This is a genomic window from uncultured Lactobacillus sp. (genome assembly GCF_946477725.1).
Taxonomy (GTDB): Bacteria; Bacillota; Bacilli; order Lactobacillales; family Lactobacillaceae; genus Lactobacillus.
The window spans coordinates 1-20,004 of the sequence record NZ_CAMKZC010000023.1 but is presented as its reverse complement, the minus strand read 5'-3'; the positions used below and the strand labels follow the sequence as shown (position 1 = coordinate 20,004).

Genomic DNA, 20,004 nt, shown 5'->3' with positions numbered 1-20,004 from the left:
AATCATGTATATGGGTTAATCCTGTATCGAGAGTTCAAATCTCTCACACTCCGTAAGAAACCCTGTAGTCATAAATAACTACAGGGTCTTTTTTCGCTAATTTTTTAAATTAAAATTTTATATGTATAAAAAACTGTTTTTAGAATAAACTCTAGAAAAGCGCATCGATTTTACCTTCGACGACTTGCTTTTGAAAGTACTGAATTTTTTCAACATTGATATTGCGTAAAAGTTCAATAATTAAGCAGTTATCTGAATTAACACTAATTACAGCTTTTGAAATTTCTTCAAGACTAACATTTTTGAGTAACTTTTGTTGAATCTTGATTGAATCTATTGAAGTTTTTTGTAAATACTTTTCATTTTGAGTGCGGTGCCAAACTGCACAATCAATATTTTGGTTTAAAATTTCAAAAGGTACATTGGAATATTTTACTGGTATGTATTCAGCGTTTGGATATATTTCTTTAGTGAGTATAGATTGATCATAGGAGCTATCATCTAAACCAACTCTTATGTTTGATACAAGTCTATTTTCTATTCCTTGTTTTTCCAGTAATAGCAATCCATCTTTCTTATAAAAAGTATGGCTGTTGAATTTTAATGCTATTTTTAACTTTGGACTAATTTCTCTTCTATCTTTAGCAGAGGCAAGTGAAGAAACAACAAAATCTTCTTTTGACTTCTTACTTAGAATACGATCAAATCTAATAGCTGAACCATACCCATATACTATAACAAGTGGTATATTTAAATCGTTTAATGCTTCCCTGATCCCCATGGCTAATCCCCGCATTTCTAGGCTAAGCGGTTCAGGAAATAATCCCACAAGATGACGATTTGGCAAAAATCCCCATAGCTTTTTGATATCTTTAGAAATCAAAATCGTTCCATAATGTGGTTGAGCCTTTAGTTTAATGATTTTCTCTTGCTCAAAATCCTTAAGTGCACTTTGAATAGTCCCAGTACCAACCTTTAATTCGTCATGAAGAAAACTAAAAGTCGGTATTTTATCTCCTATCTTGCAGGATAAAAGTATTTCAGCAAGCTTTTGTTGAGTGTGTGCAGTCTTACTCGAAAATATATTAATCGCTCCCATACTATCAATTTTTATTTAATAATTTGATATTTCCAACTAAAAATAATATTGAAATCATAAATTTAAAGTTGAACATTATTAAATATCATTATACACCGAATAGTGAATGTCTTTAAAAAACAAATTATCTATTAGAGTAGTACTTCTAAAATAATATTTTTAATATTTGTTTGATTAATTATACAAAATACTGTATTATGTATTTGAACAAAAGTAATTTAGATTTATTCTTGTATTGTAAATATGTCTTGTAAAGGGGGTAATTAAGTGAATATATTAAAGGGAGCCATTGATTGGTTTATTGGTCTTGGAGGAACGTATTTTGTTCCAATAGTTATGCTAATTATTGGATTAGTGTGCAAAGCTGGTTTTGCAAAAAGTCTAACAAGCTCATTATTAATTGGAATTGGATTAACGGGTTTGAACTTGATAACTGATTTTTCGGTTCAGGCTATGCAACCAGTAACTAAGGCTTTGTCTATAAGACTACATGCAAACTTTTCAGTAGTTGACATTGGATACGGTAGTGTTACTGCTGCCTGGGGATGGCCAGGAGTTCCTTGGATAATTTTAGGAATTGTCGTTGTGAATATTATTTTAGTAACTTTAAAACTTACTAACACTTTGTGGGTAGACATGTGGAATATTTGGCATGGCTCGGCTCTGGGTGTTATGTTTTGGGCTTTCACTAAAAATTTATTGTTAGGCATTATTGCTGGGATTGTTACTCTTGTAATTTCAATGTTTTTAGCTGATTTTCATGCCAAAAAGTTTCAGGAATTTAATAAACTTGAAGGCGTAACTATTCCTGCGCCATCAGCAACATTTCCTGCAACTTTTGCCTTTTTTATGATGAAAATTATAGACATTATACCTGGGTTAAATAAAATAAAAGCTTCTTCTTCTGATATCAAAAAGAAATTTGGTATTTTTGGTGAAAACAGTGTAGTTGGTGCATTATTAGGAGCAGTAATCGGCTTAATTGCAGGAATAGGTATCGCCTCGACTATACAATTAGCAATAAAATTAGCAGCTGTGTTTGTAATTTTACCGGCTATGCTTCAATTTGTTGCAGATGGGATTTTACCGATTACCACTAATTTGTCTACTTTTATGAAAGATCGTTTCCAAGGAAGAAAATTAAATATTGCTGTTGATCCAGTAATGTTATTAAAAGATCCATCTGTAATGTCAACAGTAGTTATTATGTATCCAATTGCAATATTTCTTTGTGCTTTCTTACCAGGTAACAATTTTCTTCCAGTTGCAAGCTTAGCCGCTTTACCATATTGGATTGGCGGAATGGCTCCATATACCAAAGGAAATATTGTTTATAACGTCATTTTGACAACTATTTGGATAAGTTTAACAACTATAGCTGCAACTCAACTAGCTCCACTTACAACTCAAGCTGCGCAGATGACTCACGTTCTTAATGGAGTTGTTGGTGGAAAAACGTTAGTTAGTTGCTGGGATGAAGGTGGAAATTTATTGATGTGGATTGTTGTATACTTTTCGAAATTATTAGGATTTGGAAACTAGAAGTTTTAAGTAAGAGGTTAAAAATATGAAGGCTTTACAAATTGTTGATAAAGAGAAAATGGTTCTTAATGAAATTGAGCCACCCCAAATTAAAGATAATGAAGTTTTAATTAAAGTTGCTTTTTGTGGTATATGTGGCTCAGATTTACCGCGCTACTTTCAAGGAGCAGTTCACCAATTTCCTCAAATATTGGGGCATGAATTTTCAGGAACAATAGTAAAAATAGGTAAAAATGTTCAGAGTTTAAAAAAAGGGGAAAGAGTCACTGCTGCACCTTTGACGGTATGTGGTTCATGTGAATATTGTTTAGCGGGATATCCAGAATTATGTGAAAATTATGGCTTTATAGGTTCTCATCAACCAGGAGCTTTAGCTGAATACGTGGCTGTTCCAGAAACAAATATTATTAAATTACCGAGCAACGTAAGTCTTAAAACAGCAGCTTTAGTTGAACCCTTTACGATTGGACTGAGCGCAACACAAAGATTTTCGCTAAAAGTTAATGAAACTGCAGTTATATTTGGCGCAGGAACTATCGGTCTGATGATCTTAACCGCTTTAAGGGCAGAAGGTTTGGGGAAAATTATTATGATCGATATTAATGATAAAAAATTGGATTTTGCTCATAAATTAGGAGCTGACATTACTATAAATTCGTCAAAGACAAATTTGATTGATTATTTTAATGATCATGAATGCCCTACAATTACTTTTGAGGCAATAGGCAATCCAATTACACAAGTGCAAGCCATATTAGTAACTAAAAAAAGAGGAAGGGTAATATATGTTGGAACTAGTACCCATGATGTTACCTTTAAGGCAAATGAATTTGAAGAAATTTTTCGTAAAGAATTGTTAGTTACTGGTTCAATGATGTCATATTCAGCGCCATTTCCAGGCTATAAATGGCCAGCAGCAATTAGCTTATTAAAACGGCGATTAATTAATTTAGATCAGATGATAACGGCAACTTATTCGTTAGAAGACGGGGCAAAGCCTTTCTATGATCTAACTAAGAAAGATTCAGCTAATATTAAAGTTTTATACCAAATAGGGGGTGAAGAATAATGACAGATGCACTTTTAGGAATTGATATAGGAACATCAAGTTGTAAGTTAACTGCTTTTACTATTGATGGTAAAGTTATTATTTCTGTTAGTGAAAAGTACCCCACTTATTATCCTGATGAAGGTTGGGTTGAACAGAAGCCTGAAGAATGGTGGCATGCTGTTTGCGAAGCTACTAAGAAAATTGTAAGTAATAAAAAAATGGTAGATGTTACTATTCAGGGAATTGGCGTAGATGGTCAGGGTTGGTCAATGATACCAATTGATTGTAATGGAAAAGTCATTTTTAATAACCCAATTTGGATGGATACAAGAGCTACAGATCTTTGTAATCGTGTAAAAGAAGAAATTGGAGAGGAAAAAATATTTGAAGTCAGTGGTAATCCATTTCAACCCACCTACAGTTTACCTAAACTGTTATGGTTAAAAGAAAACCATCAAGAAATATTTAAAAGAGTTTATAAAGTGCTTCAATCTAATAGTTATATAGTTTATAAATTGACAGGTAAAATAACTCAAGATATTTCACAGGGGTATGGTTTACATTGCTTTGATATGAAAAAAGGTGAATGGAGTGAGGAAATGTGTGACGCGTTCGGTATTCCTTCTACCATTTTTCCTTCAATTTACAATAGCGATGAAGTTGTAGGTCACGTTTCCAGTAAAGCATCAGCTGAAACATGGATGGCAGAAGGGATACCCGTTGTTGCTGGAGGTGTCGATGCCGCCTGTGGTGCTTTAGGCACAGGAGTTATTTCAAATGGGGAAACACAAGAGCAAGGCGGTCAAGCTGAAGGAATGAGCATTTGCTTAAATAAATATATTGCAGATCCACGGCTAATCATGGGTTATCACGTTGTTCCAGGTCACTGGCTCCTTCAAGGAGGCACTGTTGGTGGCGGTGGTGTCATTGATTGGGTAAAAAACAATTTTTGTTTTGAAGAAAAGTCTAATGCACATTATCACGGTACTAGCACATACTATGAAATGGATCAATTGTCTGCACGAGTTCCTGCAGGTTCGGAAGGAGTAATATTCTTACCGTACATGAAAGGTGAACGCTCACCTATTTGGAATCCATATGCTAAAGGTGTTTACTATGGCTTAGATTTTACTAAGACCAGATCTAATATTATTAGGGCTTCGCAAGAAGGAATTGCATACTCACTAAGGCACAATTTAGTTATTGCCGAACAATTAGGTGCTAAGGTAAAAGAGCTGTGGGCAATGGGTGGCTCAGCTAACTCTACTATATTGACACAAATAAAAGCTGATGTAACTGGAAAAATAATTCGTGTTCCTTCATCTGATACTGCCACTACTTTAGGAGCAGCAATTTTAGCTGGTGTTGGTGTCCATGTGTATAAAGATTATGAAGAGGCTAGAGCAAAAACAGTGAGAATTCAAAAAGTATATAAGCCCAATAAAAATAATTTAGAAACCTATAATAAAGGCTTTGCAAAGTACTTAAAATTGTATGAAAGCCTGAAAGGCTTGATGAAATGACATGAGGCGAATACAAATTGATTTTAACTGTAACACTAAATGCTTCGGTTGATATTACATATCTACTTGATAAATTTCAATTAGGGAAGACAAATCGAGCCTTAAATATTACAAAAACTGCAGGTGGTAAAGGTCTAAATGTTACTCGTGTTTTAAATCAAGTTGGTAATAAAGCTGTAGCAACTGGAATTATTGGCGGAACTACTGGTAGTTTTATTAAAAGTCGCTTAAATGAACAAGAAATTAAACATCACTTTTTTGAAATAGACCAAGAGTCAAGAAATAATATTTCTATAATTACTGGTAAATTACAAACTGAAATTTTAGAAGCAGGTCCAAAATTATCATCAGAAACTTGCACGAATTTTCTTAACTTTTATCATGAGATTATTAAAGATTTTGACACAATAGTCGTTTCAGGTAGTTTACCGCAAGGATTAAATCATGATTATTATAGTAAATTAACTGAAGTTGCTGTAAACGAGGGGAAAAAACTATTACTTGATACTTCCGGTTCAGCTTTAAAAGCTAGTATTTCAAGTTCAATAAAACCAATGCTAATCAAGCCTAACGAACATGAATTGGAAAGCTTGATAAACCGAAAAGTTGAAGTTAAGGATATGGGTGTTTTAAAAAAATATTTGTCTATGCCACTCTTTAACGGAATAGAATGGATTGTTTTAACTTTAGGGTCTGAAGGTGCTCTTGTAAAACATCGTGAATGTTTTTATGAGGTTAAGGTACCAAAAATTAATGCAATTAATGCCATTGGGTCCGGTGATTCGGTAGTCGCTGGCTTGGCACTTGGTATAGATCAAAATGAATCAACCGAAAAAATTCTTTTACGGTCAATGGCATATGGCGTTTTAAATGCTCTTGATGAACATCCAGGACACTTAAAGCTTGATGAATTAGATGCGATTAAAAATAATATTACTATAAATAGAGTTTAAAAAGGAAATAAAAATGGATTTAATAACAGATAAAGCTGAAAAAAGGAAACATATTAAAGATTGGTGGCCGGCTTCAATGAAGTGGACTGAAGAGCAAATAGATAATCATTTGCCTGCGGGAATTGTCGTTCCAAAATCAGTTGATGAAATTAAACAAGCTGTTAAATATGCTTCTGAGCACAAGCTGGCAATTGTAACATATGGCGGAGCTTCTGGAGTTTTAGGTGGGATAGTTCCTGAGCAACCATCATTAACAGTAGATATGCAAGAGCTGAAGGGAATTATCAATTTTGACGAAAATAACCATTTAGTGACAGCATATGCTGGAACTTTAGGTGGCGAAATCGAAAAGTATTTAAATAAAAAGGGCTATACATTGGGACATTATCCACAATCATTGTATTTAGCTAGTATTGGTGGATTGGTTGCAACCAAATCTGCTGGAACTTTTAGTAGTAAATATGGCAATATTGAAAATATTGTACAAAGCTTGGAAGTAGTTCTTCCAAATGGTGAAATATTTGTTAATAGAAATATTCCTCGTTCAGCAACAGGCCCTTATATTCCTAATCTTTTCGTTGGCTCCGAAGGAACACTTGGAATAATTACTAAAGTTACTTTAAAGATCTGGAAAATACCTGAAACTAAAGAATTTAGAGGTATTGAGTTTGATTCTATTGAGGATGCAATTTTTACGGCGCGTGAATTTTATCGTAGGGATATAGTGCCAGCAGTAGTACGTATCTATAATCCTGCTGAAGCACAAAATTTATATTCAACAATTAACTATCAATCAAATAAAGTTTTGATGATTATAGGCTTGGTTGGTGCGAAGACAGTTGTACCAGAAGTATTAAAACAAGTTTTAATTACCGCTAAGAAAAGAACGGGTCATGATTTAGGGGCATCAATAGGAAACAATTGGGAGCGGGATCGCTATAATGCTGCATGGCTCAAAGAAGGAAATGATAGTAATACAAAGATTGCAGATGCAATTGAGGTATCAGGAAATTGGACAATGCTACCAAAAATGTTTCATCTTGTTTCAGAGAGATTGGAAAATAAGGTAGATAAATTATGGGCACATTGTTCTCACTGTTATCCAAGTGGAGCTAATATATATTTTATTATTTTTGCTACTGGTAAAGATGCAGCTGATACTTTAGCAAAATATAATGAAATTTGGAAAATTGTGATGGATTCAGTTCATGAAGTTGGTGGTTCTGGTGCCCACCATCACGGAATTGGACGTCAGAGGTTGCCATGGTTCAATGAAGAAGTGGGTCCTGTCTCTTTTGATTTATTGAAAAAAATAAAATCAAGCTTTGATCCCAAAGGGATGTTTAATCCAGGTATTTTAAATTTAAAAAATGACGAAAAAGAATAGTCATTATAAAAAGGAGAATTTTATGGTAATTAAATGCACAAATCAAATTGGTAAAGAATTGAGACTAAGTCGCTTCTTGAATCCTAAATCAAAGCGATGTGTAATGGTAGCGTATGCACATGGTATTTTAATCGGACCCAATCCAGGAATGGCTACAAAAGAAGAAATAAAAAGGCAAAATGAAACTTTAAGAGAAGCAGATGCAATTTTGATGCCAATGGGATTTCTTCCCGCATGCCAACAACTGTTTACTGGGAAAAATGCGCCTGAGATGATTGCATTATATGATTGGCAAAATGTTTCAAGATCAAAGAATCAAGTTGGTTATGACGAAGGAGTTGCTGAATCAATTACTTCGATTGAACGCGTCCTTTCAAGTGGAGCAATAGGTGTAATGACTTATCTTTACATTGGACAAGATAATCCTGAGGTTGAAGCCAGAGAAATGAAACGCAACTTTGAAGTAAATGAGCTTTGTCAAAAATACGGGCTCTTGCATATTATTGAACCTAGAACAATTAAAAATAAAGAAAAAGAAGAAGACGGGACTATGAAATTTGATTTAATGAAAATCAATACTCGTATGGCCGCAGAAATTGGTGCTGATTTTATTAAGGTCAAATATCCAGATACGCCAGAACAATTGCAAGAATTGCAAGAAATTTCTACCGTACCATTAATGGTTGCCGGCGGCTCGAAGATTGCTGAATCTGAAGCTGATAAAATGGCTGAAGCTGCTGTTAGTGCAGGAACGGCAGGAATAGTATTTGGCCGTAACATATATCAGTCAAAAGATCCTGTAGCTGCTTTAAGACGCTTTAGAAAAATTGTCCACCAACAATGTTAACTACTTAGAAATTTTATTTATTCAATACTTTTAGTATTAAACTTTAACTTTATATTTAATTAAAGAAGCTGAAGAATAACATGCATAGTTATTTTTTCAGCTTTTTTGTTGGAAATAGCTTCTATTAGGTTAATCTAGAATTTTTCAAAAAAAGTGTAGACATAAAAAGAAACTTATGCTAAATTATTAGAAGTGGTCGAGAGACAACAACAAAATGGAGGATTAGCTCAGCTGGGAGAGCATCTGCCTTACAAGCAGGAGGTCACAGGTTCGAGCCCTGTATCCTCCATAATAATGGTGGTGTGAAGGGAAGTTCGCGCCGCCATTATTTATTGATTTAACTAATAAATTGAATCCTTGCATTTTCTTTCAAAATAGGTATACTATTGAATGTGCTTTGATTCAGAACAATGACCCGTTGGTCAAGTGGTTAAGACATCGCCCTTTCACGGCGGTAACATGGGTTCAAATCCCGTACGGGTCACTTTGGAGGATTAGCTCAGCTGGGAGAGCATCTGCCTTACAAGCAGGAGGTCACAGGTTCGAGCCCTGTATCCTCCATCGTTCTATGGCTACCGAACCTGCGGTAGCTTTTTTTATTATCAAATAATGTATAAAAACATAGAACGAAAAGTAAAAATATCGGTTCAAGTCCTGAGAGGATCCTTTAACGGAGATGCCTTGTAACCGAATAGCTATTGTCTATAGGGGGACTATTATGGAAAAACGTTTATTTACTTCAGAATCAGTTTCTGAAGGTCATCCTGATAAAGTTGCTGATCAGATTTCTGATGCAATTTTGGATGCTATTATTGCCAAGGATCCGCAGGCTCATGTTGCTTGCGAGACTATTGTCAATACTGGAATTGTCTATGTTTTTGGAGAAATTTCTACAACTGCATATGTTGACATTCAAAGCATTGTTCGCAAGACTGTTTTGAGAATTGGTTATGATAAACCTGAGCTCGGTTTTGATGGCAATAATTGCGCCGTTTTAATTGATATTGATGAACAATCACCGGATATAGCTCAAGGTGTTGACCATTCACTTGAAACACGTGAAAATCAATCTGATGATGATCAGCTGGATCAAATTGGTGCAGGTGATCAAGGTTTGATGTTCGGCTTTGCAATCAACGAAACGCCTGAATTAATGCCTTTACCAATTTCACTGGCTCACCGCTTAATGCGGCAAGTTGCAAAACTCCGTAAAGATGGCACTTTAACATGGCTTAGGCCTGATGCTAAGGCTCAAGTAACGGTTGAATATGATGAAAAGCAGAAGCCTAAACGGGTTGATACTGTGGTCATTTCTACTCAAACCGATGATAAAGTTTCTAACAAGGAAATTCGTCAGGCTATGATTGATCTGGTGATAAAAAAAGTAATACCTGAGAAGTACCTGGATGAAAAGACCAAGTTTTTGATTAATCCGTCGGGTCGCTTTGTTATTGGCGGACCGAAAGGTGATTCAGGTTTAACTGGCCGCAAAATTATTGTTGATACTTACGGCGGCTATGCTCGTCACGGTGGCGGTGCATTTTCAGGCAAAGATCCAACAAAAGTTGATCGTAGTGCCAGCTATGCGGCAAGATATGTAGCCAAGAATATAGTTGCTGCAGGCCTAGCTGAACGTTGTGAAGTTCAATTAGCGTATGCAATTGGTGTTGCTCATCCTGTATCAGTTATGATCGATACGGCAGGAACAGGAAAAGTCAGCGATGACCTATTAACCAAAGCTGTCCGTAAAATTTTTGATTTACGCCCAGCCGGTATTATTAAAATGCTGGATCTTAGACGACCTATTTACGAGCAAACGGCAGCTTACGGTCATTTTGGCCGCACAGATATTGATTTACCATGGGAAAAGACCGATAAAGTTCAAGAATTGTTAGACTTTGTTAACGAAAATAAGTAATTTTTTTCATAAGTAAGGGAGTTGTAATTTTGAAGAAAACAAATGTACGAGTAGTAATGATTGCGATTTTTATGACCACATTTATGACTGCTATTGAAGGTACGATCGTTTCTACTGCAATGCCGACAATTGTTTCTGATCTAAATGGGTTGGAAATTATGAATTGGGTTGTTTCAATATTTTTGTTTATGACCGCTGTATCAACTCCTTTATATGGCAAATTAGCAGACAGTATTGGACGTAAACCAATTTTTTTGTTTGGAATAGCATTATTTGTTATTGGGTCTGCACTTTGCGGCCAAGCTCAAAATATGGTTGAATTGATTTTATTCCGTGTTATTCAAGGATTGGGTTCCGGAGCAGTTCAGCCGGTCGCTATGACAATCATTGCTGATTTATACAGTATTGAAAAAAGAACAAAAATGTTGGGCCTCAATTCAGGATTTTGGGGCGTAGCTTCAGTCATTGCTCCATTACTAGGTGGCTTTATTGTGCAAAACCTTTCGTGGCACTGGGTTTTTTATATTAATGTGCCAATAGGGATCATTGCATTACTATTAATTATCTTTTTCCTAAAGGAACCCAAAAATAAGAAAAAATCAAAACTTGATATTAAGGGAACATTTTGGTTAATAGTTTTACTTTTGACTTTGATGTTCACATTGCAAGATTTGGGAACAATCAAACCGCTTGTTTTAGCCACTCTAGTCGCTTTAATCGTTATCAGTGCTGTTATCTTCTATCATGAAGAAAAACGCGCAGAAGACCCAATAATGCCACTATCAATGCTAAAGGGCAGAGAGTTCTTAGCTGTAAATATGATTACGCTGTTAGTCGCCGGCGTAGTTATTGGCTTCGAATTTTATATTCCAACTTGGATGCAGGGAATTAATGGTACGTCTGCTACAATCGCCGGTTTTGCGGTGACCCCAAGTTCTGTAATGTGGGTCGTAGGATCATTTTTAATTGGCGGCATGTTAAGCCGTTGGGGTGTTAAGAAAACTTTCTTTGGCTTATTAGCAGTGCTGTTAGTGGCAGATTGTATGTTGCTGATTGTGCCGATACACACGCCGTTTTGGGTATTCTGTGTGATTGCTACCTTAAATGGCTTTTCCTTTGGGGGAGTTTTAACTGCTTCACAGGTGCGCTCACAAGTTTTAGTTTCTAAAGAAAATATTGGTGTAGCCACTTCTTTTAACACCTTAATGAGATATTTAGGTCAAACCATGATGGTTTCAATTTTTGGTATTACCTTTAATACCATTGTGGCAAACCAACTTACTAAACATCCCAACTTGACACAAGGTATGATGAATAAAATTGTTTCGTCAGCTAAGGCTCAAGAACTGGCTGCAAACTTAGTACCTCAATTAAGACAAGTGTTGTTTAGCGCCTTAAAAGGTGTTTATTGCGTTTCACTTGCTGCAATTATTATCTCCGTTATTTTTAACTGTATTTATCAAAAAGCAGATAGTAATAATTAATAATACAAAATTTGAATAATACCGCTGGAAGAATTGTCCAGCGGTTTTTTGCTTAAAATATCTTCCGCAGTAGAAATATCTTTTCTTAAAAATTATAATTAATACTATTAAAAATAAAATTTAACGGGAGCAGGAAAAATGGTAAGGGAAATTACAAATTGGCGTTCCTTAGGTGGAAATGTTGGCGCTGACGGAAGAAAGGTCAAAGATGGACTTTTATTTAGGTGTGGCCAGCTATATAATCTAACCGCCTACCAAAAAGAACAGGTTCAGAATAAATATCAAATTAGGAGAGTTTTTGATTTTAGGGGTGAGGAAGAAAGAAAACAATATCCGGATTACTTGTGGCCAGGATTAGATTATGTTGTAATTGATGTTTTAAAAGACGCTCAAGTTAATCAGGCAAGTGTAGATGAAATTATTTCTGGTAACAATCAAGCTGAAGAGGATATGCTTACCACCTATGAAGAATTAGCACTCCAAAATTCAGCACAAAAAGGCTATCACCAGTTTTTGATGACATTAATTAATGATCCTGTGCCGACTGCCTTTCACTGCTTTGCTGGTAAAGATCGTACGGGTGTGGCAGCGGCTTTGATTTTGAAAAGCTTGGGCGTAAGTGATGACCAAATTTTTTCAGACTACTTAAAAACAATTTCGGCTAGAAAACAAGAAAATCAAGAAATTTTGGACTACTTAAGAGACCAATTAACCAGTTCCCAATTACAAGATGTAGCTGTAGCTTTAACTGTGCAAAAATCCTATTTAGAAAGATATTTTAAGGCTATTAAGCAAAATTATGGTGATTTTGACAACTATTTGATTAAAGGGTTGGATCTGCCGCTTGATTTTAAAACTAAAATGAGACAAATTTATTTAGAATAAAAAACAAAAGAGCCCGGGAAAATATTTCTCCCAGACTCTTTTGCTCTAACTTATTCCTTTAGTCAATTTTGTCATCTGCCTTGAAAGCCATGGCCATGAAAAATTAAGGATTGTGAGCATGACAATTGAGACTATCAGAACTCTAAAGCCAAAAGCAAGATGCAGCTGCGGGTTGTTAAATTTGGTTGCTAAGTTTCCAGTTGCCACCTGAGTTGAAAGCAGGTATGTCATTGGTATGTATTGCACAACTGCGGTTTTAGTCATTCCCCCAACACCAGAGGTTGATTGTAAAATAAATGGTAAAATTGCACCACCTAACAGTATGAATAGTGCTAAGAAAAGACAACTTAATTGATTACGGGTAATTTGAGCTAAAAGAAGTAATAAAATCACGATGAAAATGCATGCCAAGATAGATAAAATAAGCGCTGGCTTTAGCCAAACAGAAAGTGGCTGATAAGTACTTTTGAAACTACCTGGCAATATAACTCCTTGAATTGGATAAGAGAGTGAGCCACTACCGAAAAGTAGACTGCAAAATCCCCAGATTAAAAGACAGATGAAAAGAGTTAGTAAAAAGGCAATTAGTAATCCTAAAATGATATCTAGAGTTACACTGTGCTTATTTGGTAACAATACGGCACGATTTAAATGATCAACATACTTTGATGAGAAAATATTACTTAATATAAAACAAAGCATGATGACGATCATTGCAGGCAAAAATCCTTCTGAAAGTTTAAATAGGAATAACCAACCCTGTTTAGGATGCTGCTCATTTTGTTCCGGTAAATTGGCTTGCTTTAGAGCATGCAAACGGGCATTTTTCTGCTTAATTTCTTGTCTGAGATCAGCCCCACCAATTTTGACTTGCTCTGCTTGCCTGTTATTTTGACGAATCATCAGTTCATATGCATGATCCCAATTTTCATTATCTAGGGCTTTTAATATCTGCCGCTCATTTCTATTTTGATTTTTAATCGGGGGCAAATTAGCTTGGGACTGTTTCTGCTTGCTTAAATCTTGGTTTATTTGGTAACGGATTGTAGTTTGATCACCTTTTAAAGCATTATAGCCTAGAATAAACCCTGCACATATTAGCACTATACTTAAAATTAACCAGGTCAAGGTATTTTTAAATACCTTTTTAAATTGTAATTCGAGATAGGCCATAGCTCTATCCTCGAACTAATTGGTGGTGCTTTAATGTCAAAGTATCATCAACAATTCCTGCTACTTCATCTTGGTAATGCGAAGCCATAATAATAAGCTTGTTTTGCTTTGCTAAATTGACCAATTCTTGATACAGAATCTGACGGCTGTCACTGTCCAGGCCATTGTTAATTTCATCCATTAGTAAGTACTGGGCATCGCTTAACTCATAAAGGGCAACTACCAATTTTTGCTTCATCCCTAATGAATACTTTCTAATTGCAGTTTTGATGTAATTATTCATTTCCCAGCGGTTTATGATATCTTGTAGATCCTGGTTTGAATGCCACTCGTTTTTAACAAATTGCATATAATCGAACCCCGAAAGATTTTTGTCAAACCAGTCAGAAGTTTCCAGGTAAAAAACCTGGCTCTTGACGTTAGCAAAAGGCTTGCCGTCAAACAAGACTTGGCCTGAACTTGGCGCCAGTAAGCTGACCATAGTTCTGAGGACACTTGTTTTACCAGTGCCATTAAGTGCATGAAGCATATATATTTTGCCATTTTGAAAGTTAAAATTGGCATTTTTGAGTATAGGTTCACGTAATGTAAGGCTTAGATCTTTAATTTCAATCATCTTGTTTTCCTCCCTTTCTGGGCTTTCTGCGCGATAAAGTAGTTTAAAAATAACAGGAGAATAATTCCTAGAGCTAAAACTAGCGTGCCGTTGGTGAAATTAACTTGCGGGTAAGTGACTAATTTGGTTTCATCTGCAAAGACATAAGCATTACTGATGCCAAACATACCATCGACTGGTTGTAAGGAGAAAAAGTAGCTCATAGGAATAAATTGAGCAAAATTTCGTGCTGCTACCACGTATTGTGGAAGAATCATACCGCCAACTAATATTAGAACGGAAATGAATAATGCCAACAGACGGTTTTTAAATACTTGTACGAAAAGCAAAACCACACTTGCAATGAACATAAAGCTAAATAATTCTAAAATTAAAGTAGGGCAAAACAACTGATACATTGGAATGAAGATATTCCGTTTAGCTACTGCATCTATACCCATTATCGGATATTTAAAGTTACCAGTACCAAAAAATATACTGGGAATAATAAAAAGCAATAGAAATGCTGCTAAGAAATAACCGAATCCAATTAATGAACCAGTGCCAAATTCAATCAGCAAATGATTTTTTTGCGGTAAAAGATTTGCTAGACGCATTCGTTCATAAAAACCGGACGAATATAACTTGATCAGAATAAAAATTACGGCTAAAACTGCTAAAGGTGGCAAGACTTCCTGCATCATTTCTAATATAAAAAATCCGCCCTTAACAGAATAGTGCTCATTTTCTTCTGGTAAGTTATTTCGTTTCAGATACTGTAATTTTTGAATATTACTTTCAATTGCCAGTATATTATCTTTACTGGCATTATTACGTTTTGCATCAGCAAGATTGTATTTTTCTTGCTTTATTATGATTTGATAAGCCTGCTGCCACTTATTCGTTTGAATTGCCTTAATTAAGGTCTTAAATTCTTTCATAGAAGACTTATTTTCTGCCAGATCCAGTTCAATTTTGCGGCGGGTTGTTTTGGTCAAATTAGCTTTTTGTAACTGTTTTTGATAATACCTGACATTTTTCTCTTCCAGAGCTATATTTTCTTTAGCTTCTATTATGCGCGGATTAATATAGCGAGAATTGTAGTTTTTTATCCAAAAATAAAAACATCCGAGTAAAATGGCTAAAAGGCTAATCCAGGTAAATTTACTTTTGAGCACCTGTTTGATTTGTAACTTAAAATATGGCATTTTTCTCACCTCTTATATAAAAATTAAAAAGATAGTTTAGACGTTTTAAGATAATATTGATAAAGTTAACTTGTTTTTATTCCTTTTTGTGCTTTTTCGGCGACAAAGTAATTTAGAAGCAAAAGAATTAATATTCCTACTAGTAAAACAATTACACCGTTAGTAAAATTTACTTGCGGATAAGTTACCAATTTCGTTTCATCTGCGATGACATAGGAATTACTGATACCAAACATGCCATTCACTGGTTGTAAAGCAAAGAAGTAGCTCATCGGAATGAACTGAGCAAAACTCCGTTCAGCTACTATGTATTGTGGGACAACCATACCTCCAACCAATACCAGTACAGAAAAAAGTAATGCAATAATAGGATTCTTAAAAAACTGAACGAAAAATAGCACCATGCCTGAGATAAAGATAAAACTTAACAATTCTAACATTAAAATTGGCAACAAGAGTTGATGCATTGGAATAAAAATATATTCTTTAGTCACAGGGTTCATGCCCGCAATTGGATAGTTAAAATTGCCAGTTCCGGTAAAAAGACTAGGTATCAAAAAAATCAACAAGAAGGTAACGAGAAAATAACAGAAACCCATTAAAGAACCAGTAGAAAATTCGCTTAATACCAATCTATTTTGCGGTAATAAGTTGCCTAACCTCATACGGTCAAAGTAATCACTTGCAAATATTTTTACCAGAACAAAAATAACGGCTAGGACTACAAGTATAGGTAAGAATTGTTCCATAACAAAAATAAGAAAAAAACCGCCTTTTACTGGATTAATAGTCTGTTCTTTTGGTAAATGTTGTTTGGCTAATGTTTGCAGTTCCAATAAATCACGTTTACTTATAGCAACGGCTTCACTATTCGAGCCATTTTTCTTAGCATCAGCAAGCCAAAATTTGGCTTCTTTAATCATGATCGGATATGCTTTTTGCCAATCTTTGGATTGGAGGGCCTTAATGAGTTTTTGTTTTTCAGCTATATCTGATTGGGAACCCTTTAGACTTTTTCTTATTTGCTTCTTATTGTCCTCATCTAATTTTTTCTGTTTGAGTTCTTTTTGAAAATATATGACGTTTTTCTTTTGAATAGCTACATTAGCTTTTGCAGTACTAAGTTCCATACTGTCAGACTTGCTAGCATAATAATTCTTTGTCCAAAAAGAGAGGCAACCTACTAGAATAGCTAACAGACTGATCCAGGTAAATTTACTTTTGAGCATTTGCTTAACTTTTAACTTCATGTACGCCATTTTCGTCACCTCTTAATCTAGGTTTAAAAAAACTGCTAGATTAAAATTATTGATCTAGCAGTTTTTATGACTTCAATATTAAAATTAATATCACGGCACTAACACGGTACCTTTTAAGTGTCAACATTTAATTACTTGATGATATAATATTATTTCCTTTTTTGCAATCAAAAATTCATATAATATTTATTATCCAAAGGGTAAATTTAATTAATAAAATTGAAAAATTAATAAGTAGTTAAACTTTTGTTTTAAAAATTACTAGCTGACTTTAAAGTGAAAATGAGTTAAATTTGTATATATAATTTGAATTTTTGTTAAGGAGAAAATATGAAACGTGACGATTATATCAAAGCACTAAATCTTGAACCTCACCAAGAAGGTGGCTGGTTCAGGCAAGTTTATGCGAGTGATAAGCAGTTTTATGATGAAGATAGTAAAGCAGAACGGTTTTATTATACGTCCATCTATTTTTTGCTTGATGACACAAGTTGTTCTCACTTTCACCGTTTGAATCATGATGAAATGTGGTATTACCATGACGGTGAAGCGATTACTATTCACTGTATTACTCCAGAAGGTAAATATTCAGCCGTTAAATTGGGTAAAAATGTTTCTGCTGGTGAAAGAATGCAATTTAGAGTTCCGAAGAATACCATTTTTGCTTCGGAAGTTGTAAAACCAGATAGTTTTTGTTTAGTAAGCTGTGTAGTTTCGCCAGGATTTGATTATCACGACTTTGAACTGCTTAAAAAGGGAGATTTACTCAAACAATATCCTGCCTACAAAAAAGTCATTGAGCGATTAGCGCTGGATTAATATAATTTTGACATAAAAAAAGGATTCAAAACTTTAAATCAGTTTGAATCCTTTTACTTAGTATAAATTGCTTTGTGCTCTTTGACTTTCTAAATAATAATGGTAAAGAAAGGAGTATCCAATTAAGAGAAATGCGATTCCCTCTAGAAAACCCCCAATTACGTCAGATGGATAATGGACATGAATGAAAATTCTGGTGTAACCAATTAATATTGGAAAACAAGCCCAAACAAGACATAATACTGTTTTAGCAGCTTTATTTTTGATTAATAAAATTGTTAGAACAATTAAAATTCCAAATAAAGTAGCACTGCCAACAGAGTGACCTGAGGGAAAACTGTAACCATGTGCTGCAACAAGATGTTCAGTAAGTGGTCTGTGCCTTGCAATAGCATGCTTGATGATCCAATTATAGCCATTAGCACCTATCATGGTTCCTGCAGTAAAAACAGCACATGCAAATCTTTTGCTAAGTGCTAAAACAATCACCAAAATTATAGTTTCAATTGTGATTACATTTGTATTTCCTAAATTAGTAAAAGTTGTCGCAAACTTGATTATAATAGGATTATTGTTGCAGATAATATTAATCATTGATTGGTCAAAATTGTGAATAAATTGATTTTCAGAAGCAACTAAAATTGCCCAGATCGCGTACAAAATCAAAAATATGGTCGCAGGTATTATTGTGTCTCTCTTTGTTTGTATCGTTTTGTTCAAAAATTTTCTCCCCTTGTTTTTTTTTGCATTTGTGGTAAATTATAATCATTATTGGTCAAAAAATAAAGATCAGGAACTAGTAGCAGTTTTATTTTTCTATAGAGAAAAGTCGGTTGGTGCAAGACTAGAAAAAAGATTGTGAACTGAGCCTGGAACAATTCTAACGTTTGCTATCCGCGTTAAGGGGCAAGAAGTGTCACGCTTTTAGCGTGGAACTTAGGTGGTACCGCGATTATTCGTCCTATGAAAGAATTTCATAGGACTTTTTTTATGAGGTAAAAATATGTACAATCACAAAGTTGTTGAAAAAAAATGGCAGGATTACTGGGAAAAAAATCAAACTTTTAAAACAGGTAACGATCCCAAAAAGAAGAATTTTTATGTTTTAGATATGTTTCCTTTTCCATCTGGTAAGGGACTTCACGTAGGACACCCCGAAGGGTACACAGCAACGGATATCATTGCAAGGATGAAACGTAGCCAAGGCTATAATGTACTGCACCCAATGGGCTGGGATGCTTTTGGCCTTCCGACTGAACAGTATGCTCTTCAGACTGGGCAAGACCCGGCAGTTGTTACTACTGAAAATATTTCCAATTTCAAACGGCAGCTTAATACTCTAGGATTCTCATACGACTGGAACAGGGAGCTTGCAACCTGTGATCCTAAATACTACAAGTGGACCCAATGGACATTTGAGCAAATGTATAAAAATGGTTTGGCCTATGAAGCGGAAGCACCGGTTAACTGGTCACCTGATTTAGGTACAGTTGTTGCTAACGAAGATATTGTTGATGGTAAGACTGAACGCGGTGGTTATCCTATCTATCGGCGCAATATGAAGCAGTGGATGCTGAGAATAACTAAATATGCAGATCGGCTGCTAGCAGGTTTGGATAATCTTGACTGGCCGGAAAATATTAAAGAAATGCAACGTAACTGGATTGGGCGATCAGTAGGTGCCCAAATTACTTTTAAGGTTAAAAATTCTAATGAAACATTTGATGTCTTTAGTACCCGACCAGATACTTTATTTGGCGCAACCTATGCTGTTTTAGCTCCTGAAAATAAATTAGTCCAGAAAATAATGACCGCTGGTCAAAAAGATGAAGTTAACGCTTATATTAAGCAAATTGAATCTAAGTCCGACCTTGAAAGAACAGATTTAAATAAAACCAAAACCGGAGTCTTTACTGGCGCTTACGCCATTAACCCTGTAAACAACAAAGAAATTCCAATTTGGATTGCTGATTATGTTCTTGCTAGCTATGGGACTGGTGCCGTAATGGCTGTACCGGCCCATGATACGCGTGATTATGAGTTCGCTCGGAAATTCAATTTGCCTATTAAACCAGTTATTAAGGGCGGAGATGTTGCACAAGAAGCATATACTGGTGACGGCCCGCATATAGATTCAGAGTTTTTAAATGGACTTAACAATGCTGACGCAAAGGATAAAATTGTTGGTTGGCTTACTGAACACCACGCTGGAGAGAAAAAGGTTAATTACAAGTTACGTGACTGGGAATTTAGTCGTCAGC

General features: G+C 35.1%; 17 protein-coding genes, 3 tRNA genes and 1 riboswitch. Of the genes, 14 read left to right on the top strand and 6 right to left on the bottom strand.

Features of this window, described 5'->3' with window-relative positions:
• Positions 1-151: 151 nt before the first annotated feature.
• Positions 152-1,099 carry a YhfZ family protein gene (locus tag Q0R51_RS07705; protein ID WP_294757847.1) on the bottom strand — a complete coding sequence of 316 codons (948 nt, stop codon included), beginning with the start codon at positions 1,097-1,099 and terminating at the stop codon, positions 152-154.
• A 267-nt stretch (positions 1,100-1,366) separates the two neighbouring features.
• On the opposite strand from Q0R51_RS07705, the gene Q0R51_RS07700 reads away from it, so the two are divergent.
• The 12 genes from Q0R51_RS07700 (at position 1,367) to Q0R51_RS07645 (ending at position 12,689) form a co-directional block, all read left to right on the top strand.
• Entirely contained in the window at positions 1,367-2,641 is a 1,275-nt protein-coding gene (locus tag Q0R51_RS07700; RefSeq protein WP_294757846.1) for a PTS transporter subunit IIC, read from the top strand.
• A gap of 25 nt (positions 2,642-2,666) precedes the next feature.
• Entirely contained in the window at positions 2,667-3,710 is a 1,044-nt protein-coding gene (locus Q0R51_RS07695) for a galactitol-1-phosphate 5-dehydrogenase (RefSeq protein ID WP_294757844.1), read from the top strand.
• Positions 3,710-5,215 (top strand): FGGY-family carbohydrate kinase, encoded by a 1,506-nt coding sequence (locus Q0R51_RS07690; RefSeq protein ID WP_265666546.1) that lies wholly within the window; start codon positions 3,710-3,712, stop codon positions 5,213-5,215. The genes Q0R51_RS07695 and Q0R51_RS07690 overlap by 1 nt, the downstream gene beginning before the upstream one ends.
• A 17-nt stretch (positions 5,216-5,232) precedes the next feature.
• Positions 5,233-6,168, top strand: coding sequence for a hexose kinase (locus Q0R51_RS07685; protein ID WP_198202082.1), 936 nt, complete (start codon positions 5,233-5,235; stop codon positions 6,166-6,168).
• Between the two features lie 13 nt (positions 6,169-6,181).
• A complete protein-coding gene (locus Q0R51_RS07680) occupies positions 6,182-7,555 on the top strand; it encodes an FAD-binding oxidoreductase (protein WP_198202083.1) in 1,374 nt (457 codons plus the stop codon).
• 22 nt (positions 7,556-7,577) lie between these two features.
• Positions 7,578-8,402, top strand: coding sequence for a class I fructose-bisphosphate aldolase (locus Q0R51_RS07675; RefSeq protein WP_294757839.1), 825 nt, complete (start codon positions 7,578-7,580; stop codon positions 8,400-8,402).
• A 216-nt stretch (positions 8,403-8,618) separates the two neighbouring features.
• Positions 8,619-8,691 (top strand) — tRNA-Val (locus Q0R51_RS07670).
• A 123-nt stretch (positions 8,692-8,814) separates the two neighbouring features.
• Positions 8,815-8,886: transfer RNA gene (locus Q0R51_RS07665), tRNA-Glu, on the top strand.
• 4 nt (positions 8,887-8,890) lie between these two features.
• Positions 8,891-8,963, top strand: a tRNA-Val gene (locus tag Q0R51_RS07660).
• A gap of 79 nt (positions 8,964-9,042) precedes the next feature.
• Positions 9,043-9,123, top strand: a riboswitch (SMK box riboswitch).
• The gene (gene metK / locus Q0R51_RS07655; RefSeq protein ID WP_294757837.1) at positions 9,121-10,320 is read left to right on the top strand and encodes a methionine adenosyltransferase; all 1,200 of its coding nucleotides are present in this window, start codon (positions 9,121-9,123) and stop codon (positions 10,318-10,320) included. (Overlaps the previous riboswitch by 3 nt.)
• 29 nt (positions 10,321-10,349) lie before the next feature.
• A complete protein-coding gene (locus tag Q0R51_RS07650; RefSeq protein ID WP_294757835.1) occupies positions 10,350-11,804 on the top strand; it encodes an MDR family MFS transporter in 1,455 nt (484 codons plus the stop codon).
• Positions 11,805-11,942: 138 nt separating this feature from the next.
• A complete protein-coding gene (locus Q0R51_RS07645; protein WP_294757834.1) occupies positions 11,943-12,689 on the top strand; it encodes a tyrosine-protein phosphatase in 747 nt (248 codons plus the stop codon).
• A gap of 45 nt (positions 12,690-12,734) precedes the next feature.
• Here the strand turns inward: Q0R51_RS07645 and Q0R51_RS07640 are convergent, their stop codons facing one another.
• From Q0R51_RS07640 to Q0R51_RS07625, 4 genes are all read right to left on the bottom strand, one after another.
• Positions 12,735-13,862 (bottom strand): hypothetical protein, encoded by a 1,128-nt coding sequence (locus tag Q0R51_RS07640; protein WP_294757832.1) that lies wholly within the window; start codon positions 13,860-13,862, stop codon positions 12,735-12,737.
• Between the two features lie 4 nt (positions 13,863-13,866).
• On the bottom strand, positions 13,867-14,478 hold the full coding sequence (locus tag Q0R51_RS07635) for an ABC transporter ATP-binding protein (RefSeq protein ID WP_278954555.1): 612 nt from the start codon (positions 14,476-14,478) through the stop codon (positions 13,867-13,869).
• The gene (locus tag Q0R51_RS07630; RefSeq protein WP_294757829.1) at positions 14,475-15,665 is read right to left on the bottom strand and encodes a hypothetical protein; all 1,191 of its coding nucleotides are present in this window, start codon (positions 15,663-15,665) and stop codon (positions 14,475-14,477) included. Before Q0R51_RS07630 ends, Q0R51_RS07635 begins: the two co-directional genes overlap by 4 nt.
• Positions 15,666-15,730: 65 nt before the next feature.
• Entirely contained in the window at positions 15,731-16,924 is a 1,194-nt protein-coding gene (locus Q0R51_RS07625; RefSeq protein WP_294757828.1) for a hypothetical protein, read from the bottom strand.
• A gap of 330 nt (positions 16,925-17,254) precedes the next feature.
• Between Q0R51_RS07625 and Q0R51_RS07620 the strand changes: the two genes are divergently transcribed.
• Positions 17,255-17,743: a cupin domain-containing protein gene (locus tag Q0R51_RS07620; protein ID WP_110446322.1), complete on the top strand. Its 489-nt coding sequence runs from the start codon at positions 17,255-17,257 to the stop codon at positions 17,741-17,743.
• Positions 17,744-17,800: 57 nt separating this feature from the next.
• Here Q0R51_RS07620 and Q0R51_RS07615 read toward each other — a convergent pair whose 3' ends face one another.
• Positions 17,801-18,463: a phosphatase PAP2 family protein gene (locus Q0R51_RS07615; protein WP_294757827.1), complete on the bottom strand. Its 663-nt coding sequence runs from the start codon at positions 18,461-18,463 to the stop codon at positions 17,801-17,803.
• 283 nt (positions 18,464-18,746) lie between these two features.
• Here Q0R51_RS07615 and leuS point away from each other — a divergent pair.
• Positions 18,747-20,004: leucine--tRNA ligase (gene leuS, locus Q0R51_RS07610; protein WP_294757825.1), on the top strand; the 1,258-nt coding region annotated here is incomplete at its 3' end.

Coding starts and splice junctions, on each gene's coding strand:
- Q0R51_RS07705 (WP_294757847.1), bottom strand. CDS start 1,099: ATGGGAGCGATTAATATATTTTCGAGTAAGACTGCACACACTCAACAA.
- Q0R51_RS07630 (WP_294757829.1), bottom strand. CDS start 15,665: ATGCCATATTTTAAGTTACAAATCAAACAGGTGCTCAAAAGTAAATTT.
- metK (WP_294757837.1), top strand. CDS start 9,121: ATGGAAAAACGTTTATTTACTTCAGAATCAGTTTCTGAAGGTCATCCT.
- Q0R51_RS07675 (WP_294757839.1), top strand. CDS start 7,578: ATGGTAATTAAATGCACAAATCAAATTGGTAAAGAATTGAGACTAAGT.
- Q0R51_RS07635 (WP_278954555.1), bottom strand. CDS start 14,478: ATGATTGAAATTAAAGATCTAAGCCTTACATTACGTGAACCTATACTC.
- Q0R51_RS07680 (WP_198202083.1), top strand. CDS start 6,182: ATGGATTTAATAACAGATAAAGCTGAAAAAAGGAAACATATTAAAGAT.
- Q0R51_RS07645 (WP_294757834.1), top strand. CDS start 11,943: ATGGTAAGGGAAATTACAAATTGGCGTTCCTTAGGTGGAAATGTTGGC.
- Q0R51_RS07620 (WP_110446322.1), top strand. CDS start 17,255: ATGAAACGTGACGATTATATCAAAGCACTAAATCTTGAACCTCACCAA.
- Q0R51_RS07640 (WP_294757832.1), bottom strand. CDS start 13,862: ATGGCCTATCTCGAATTACAATTTAAAAAGGTATTTAAAAATACCTTG.
- Q0R51_RS07695 (WP_294757844.1), top strand. CDS start 2,667: ATGAAGGCTTTACAAATTGTTGATAAAGAGAAAATGGTTCTTAATGAA.
- Q0R51_RS07690 (WP_265666546.1), top strand. CDS start 3,710: ATGACAGATGCACTTTTAGGAATTGATATAGGAACATCAAGTTGTAAG.
- Q0R51_RS07625 (WP_294757828.1), bottom strand. CDS start 16,924: ATGGCGTACATGAAGTTAAAAGTTAAGCAAATGCTCAAAAGTAAATTT.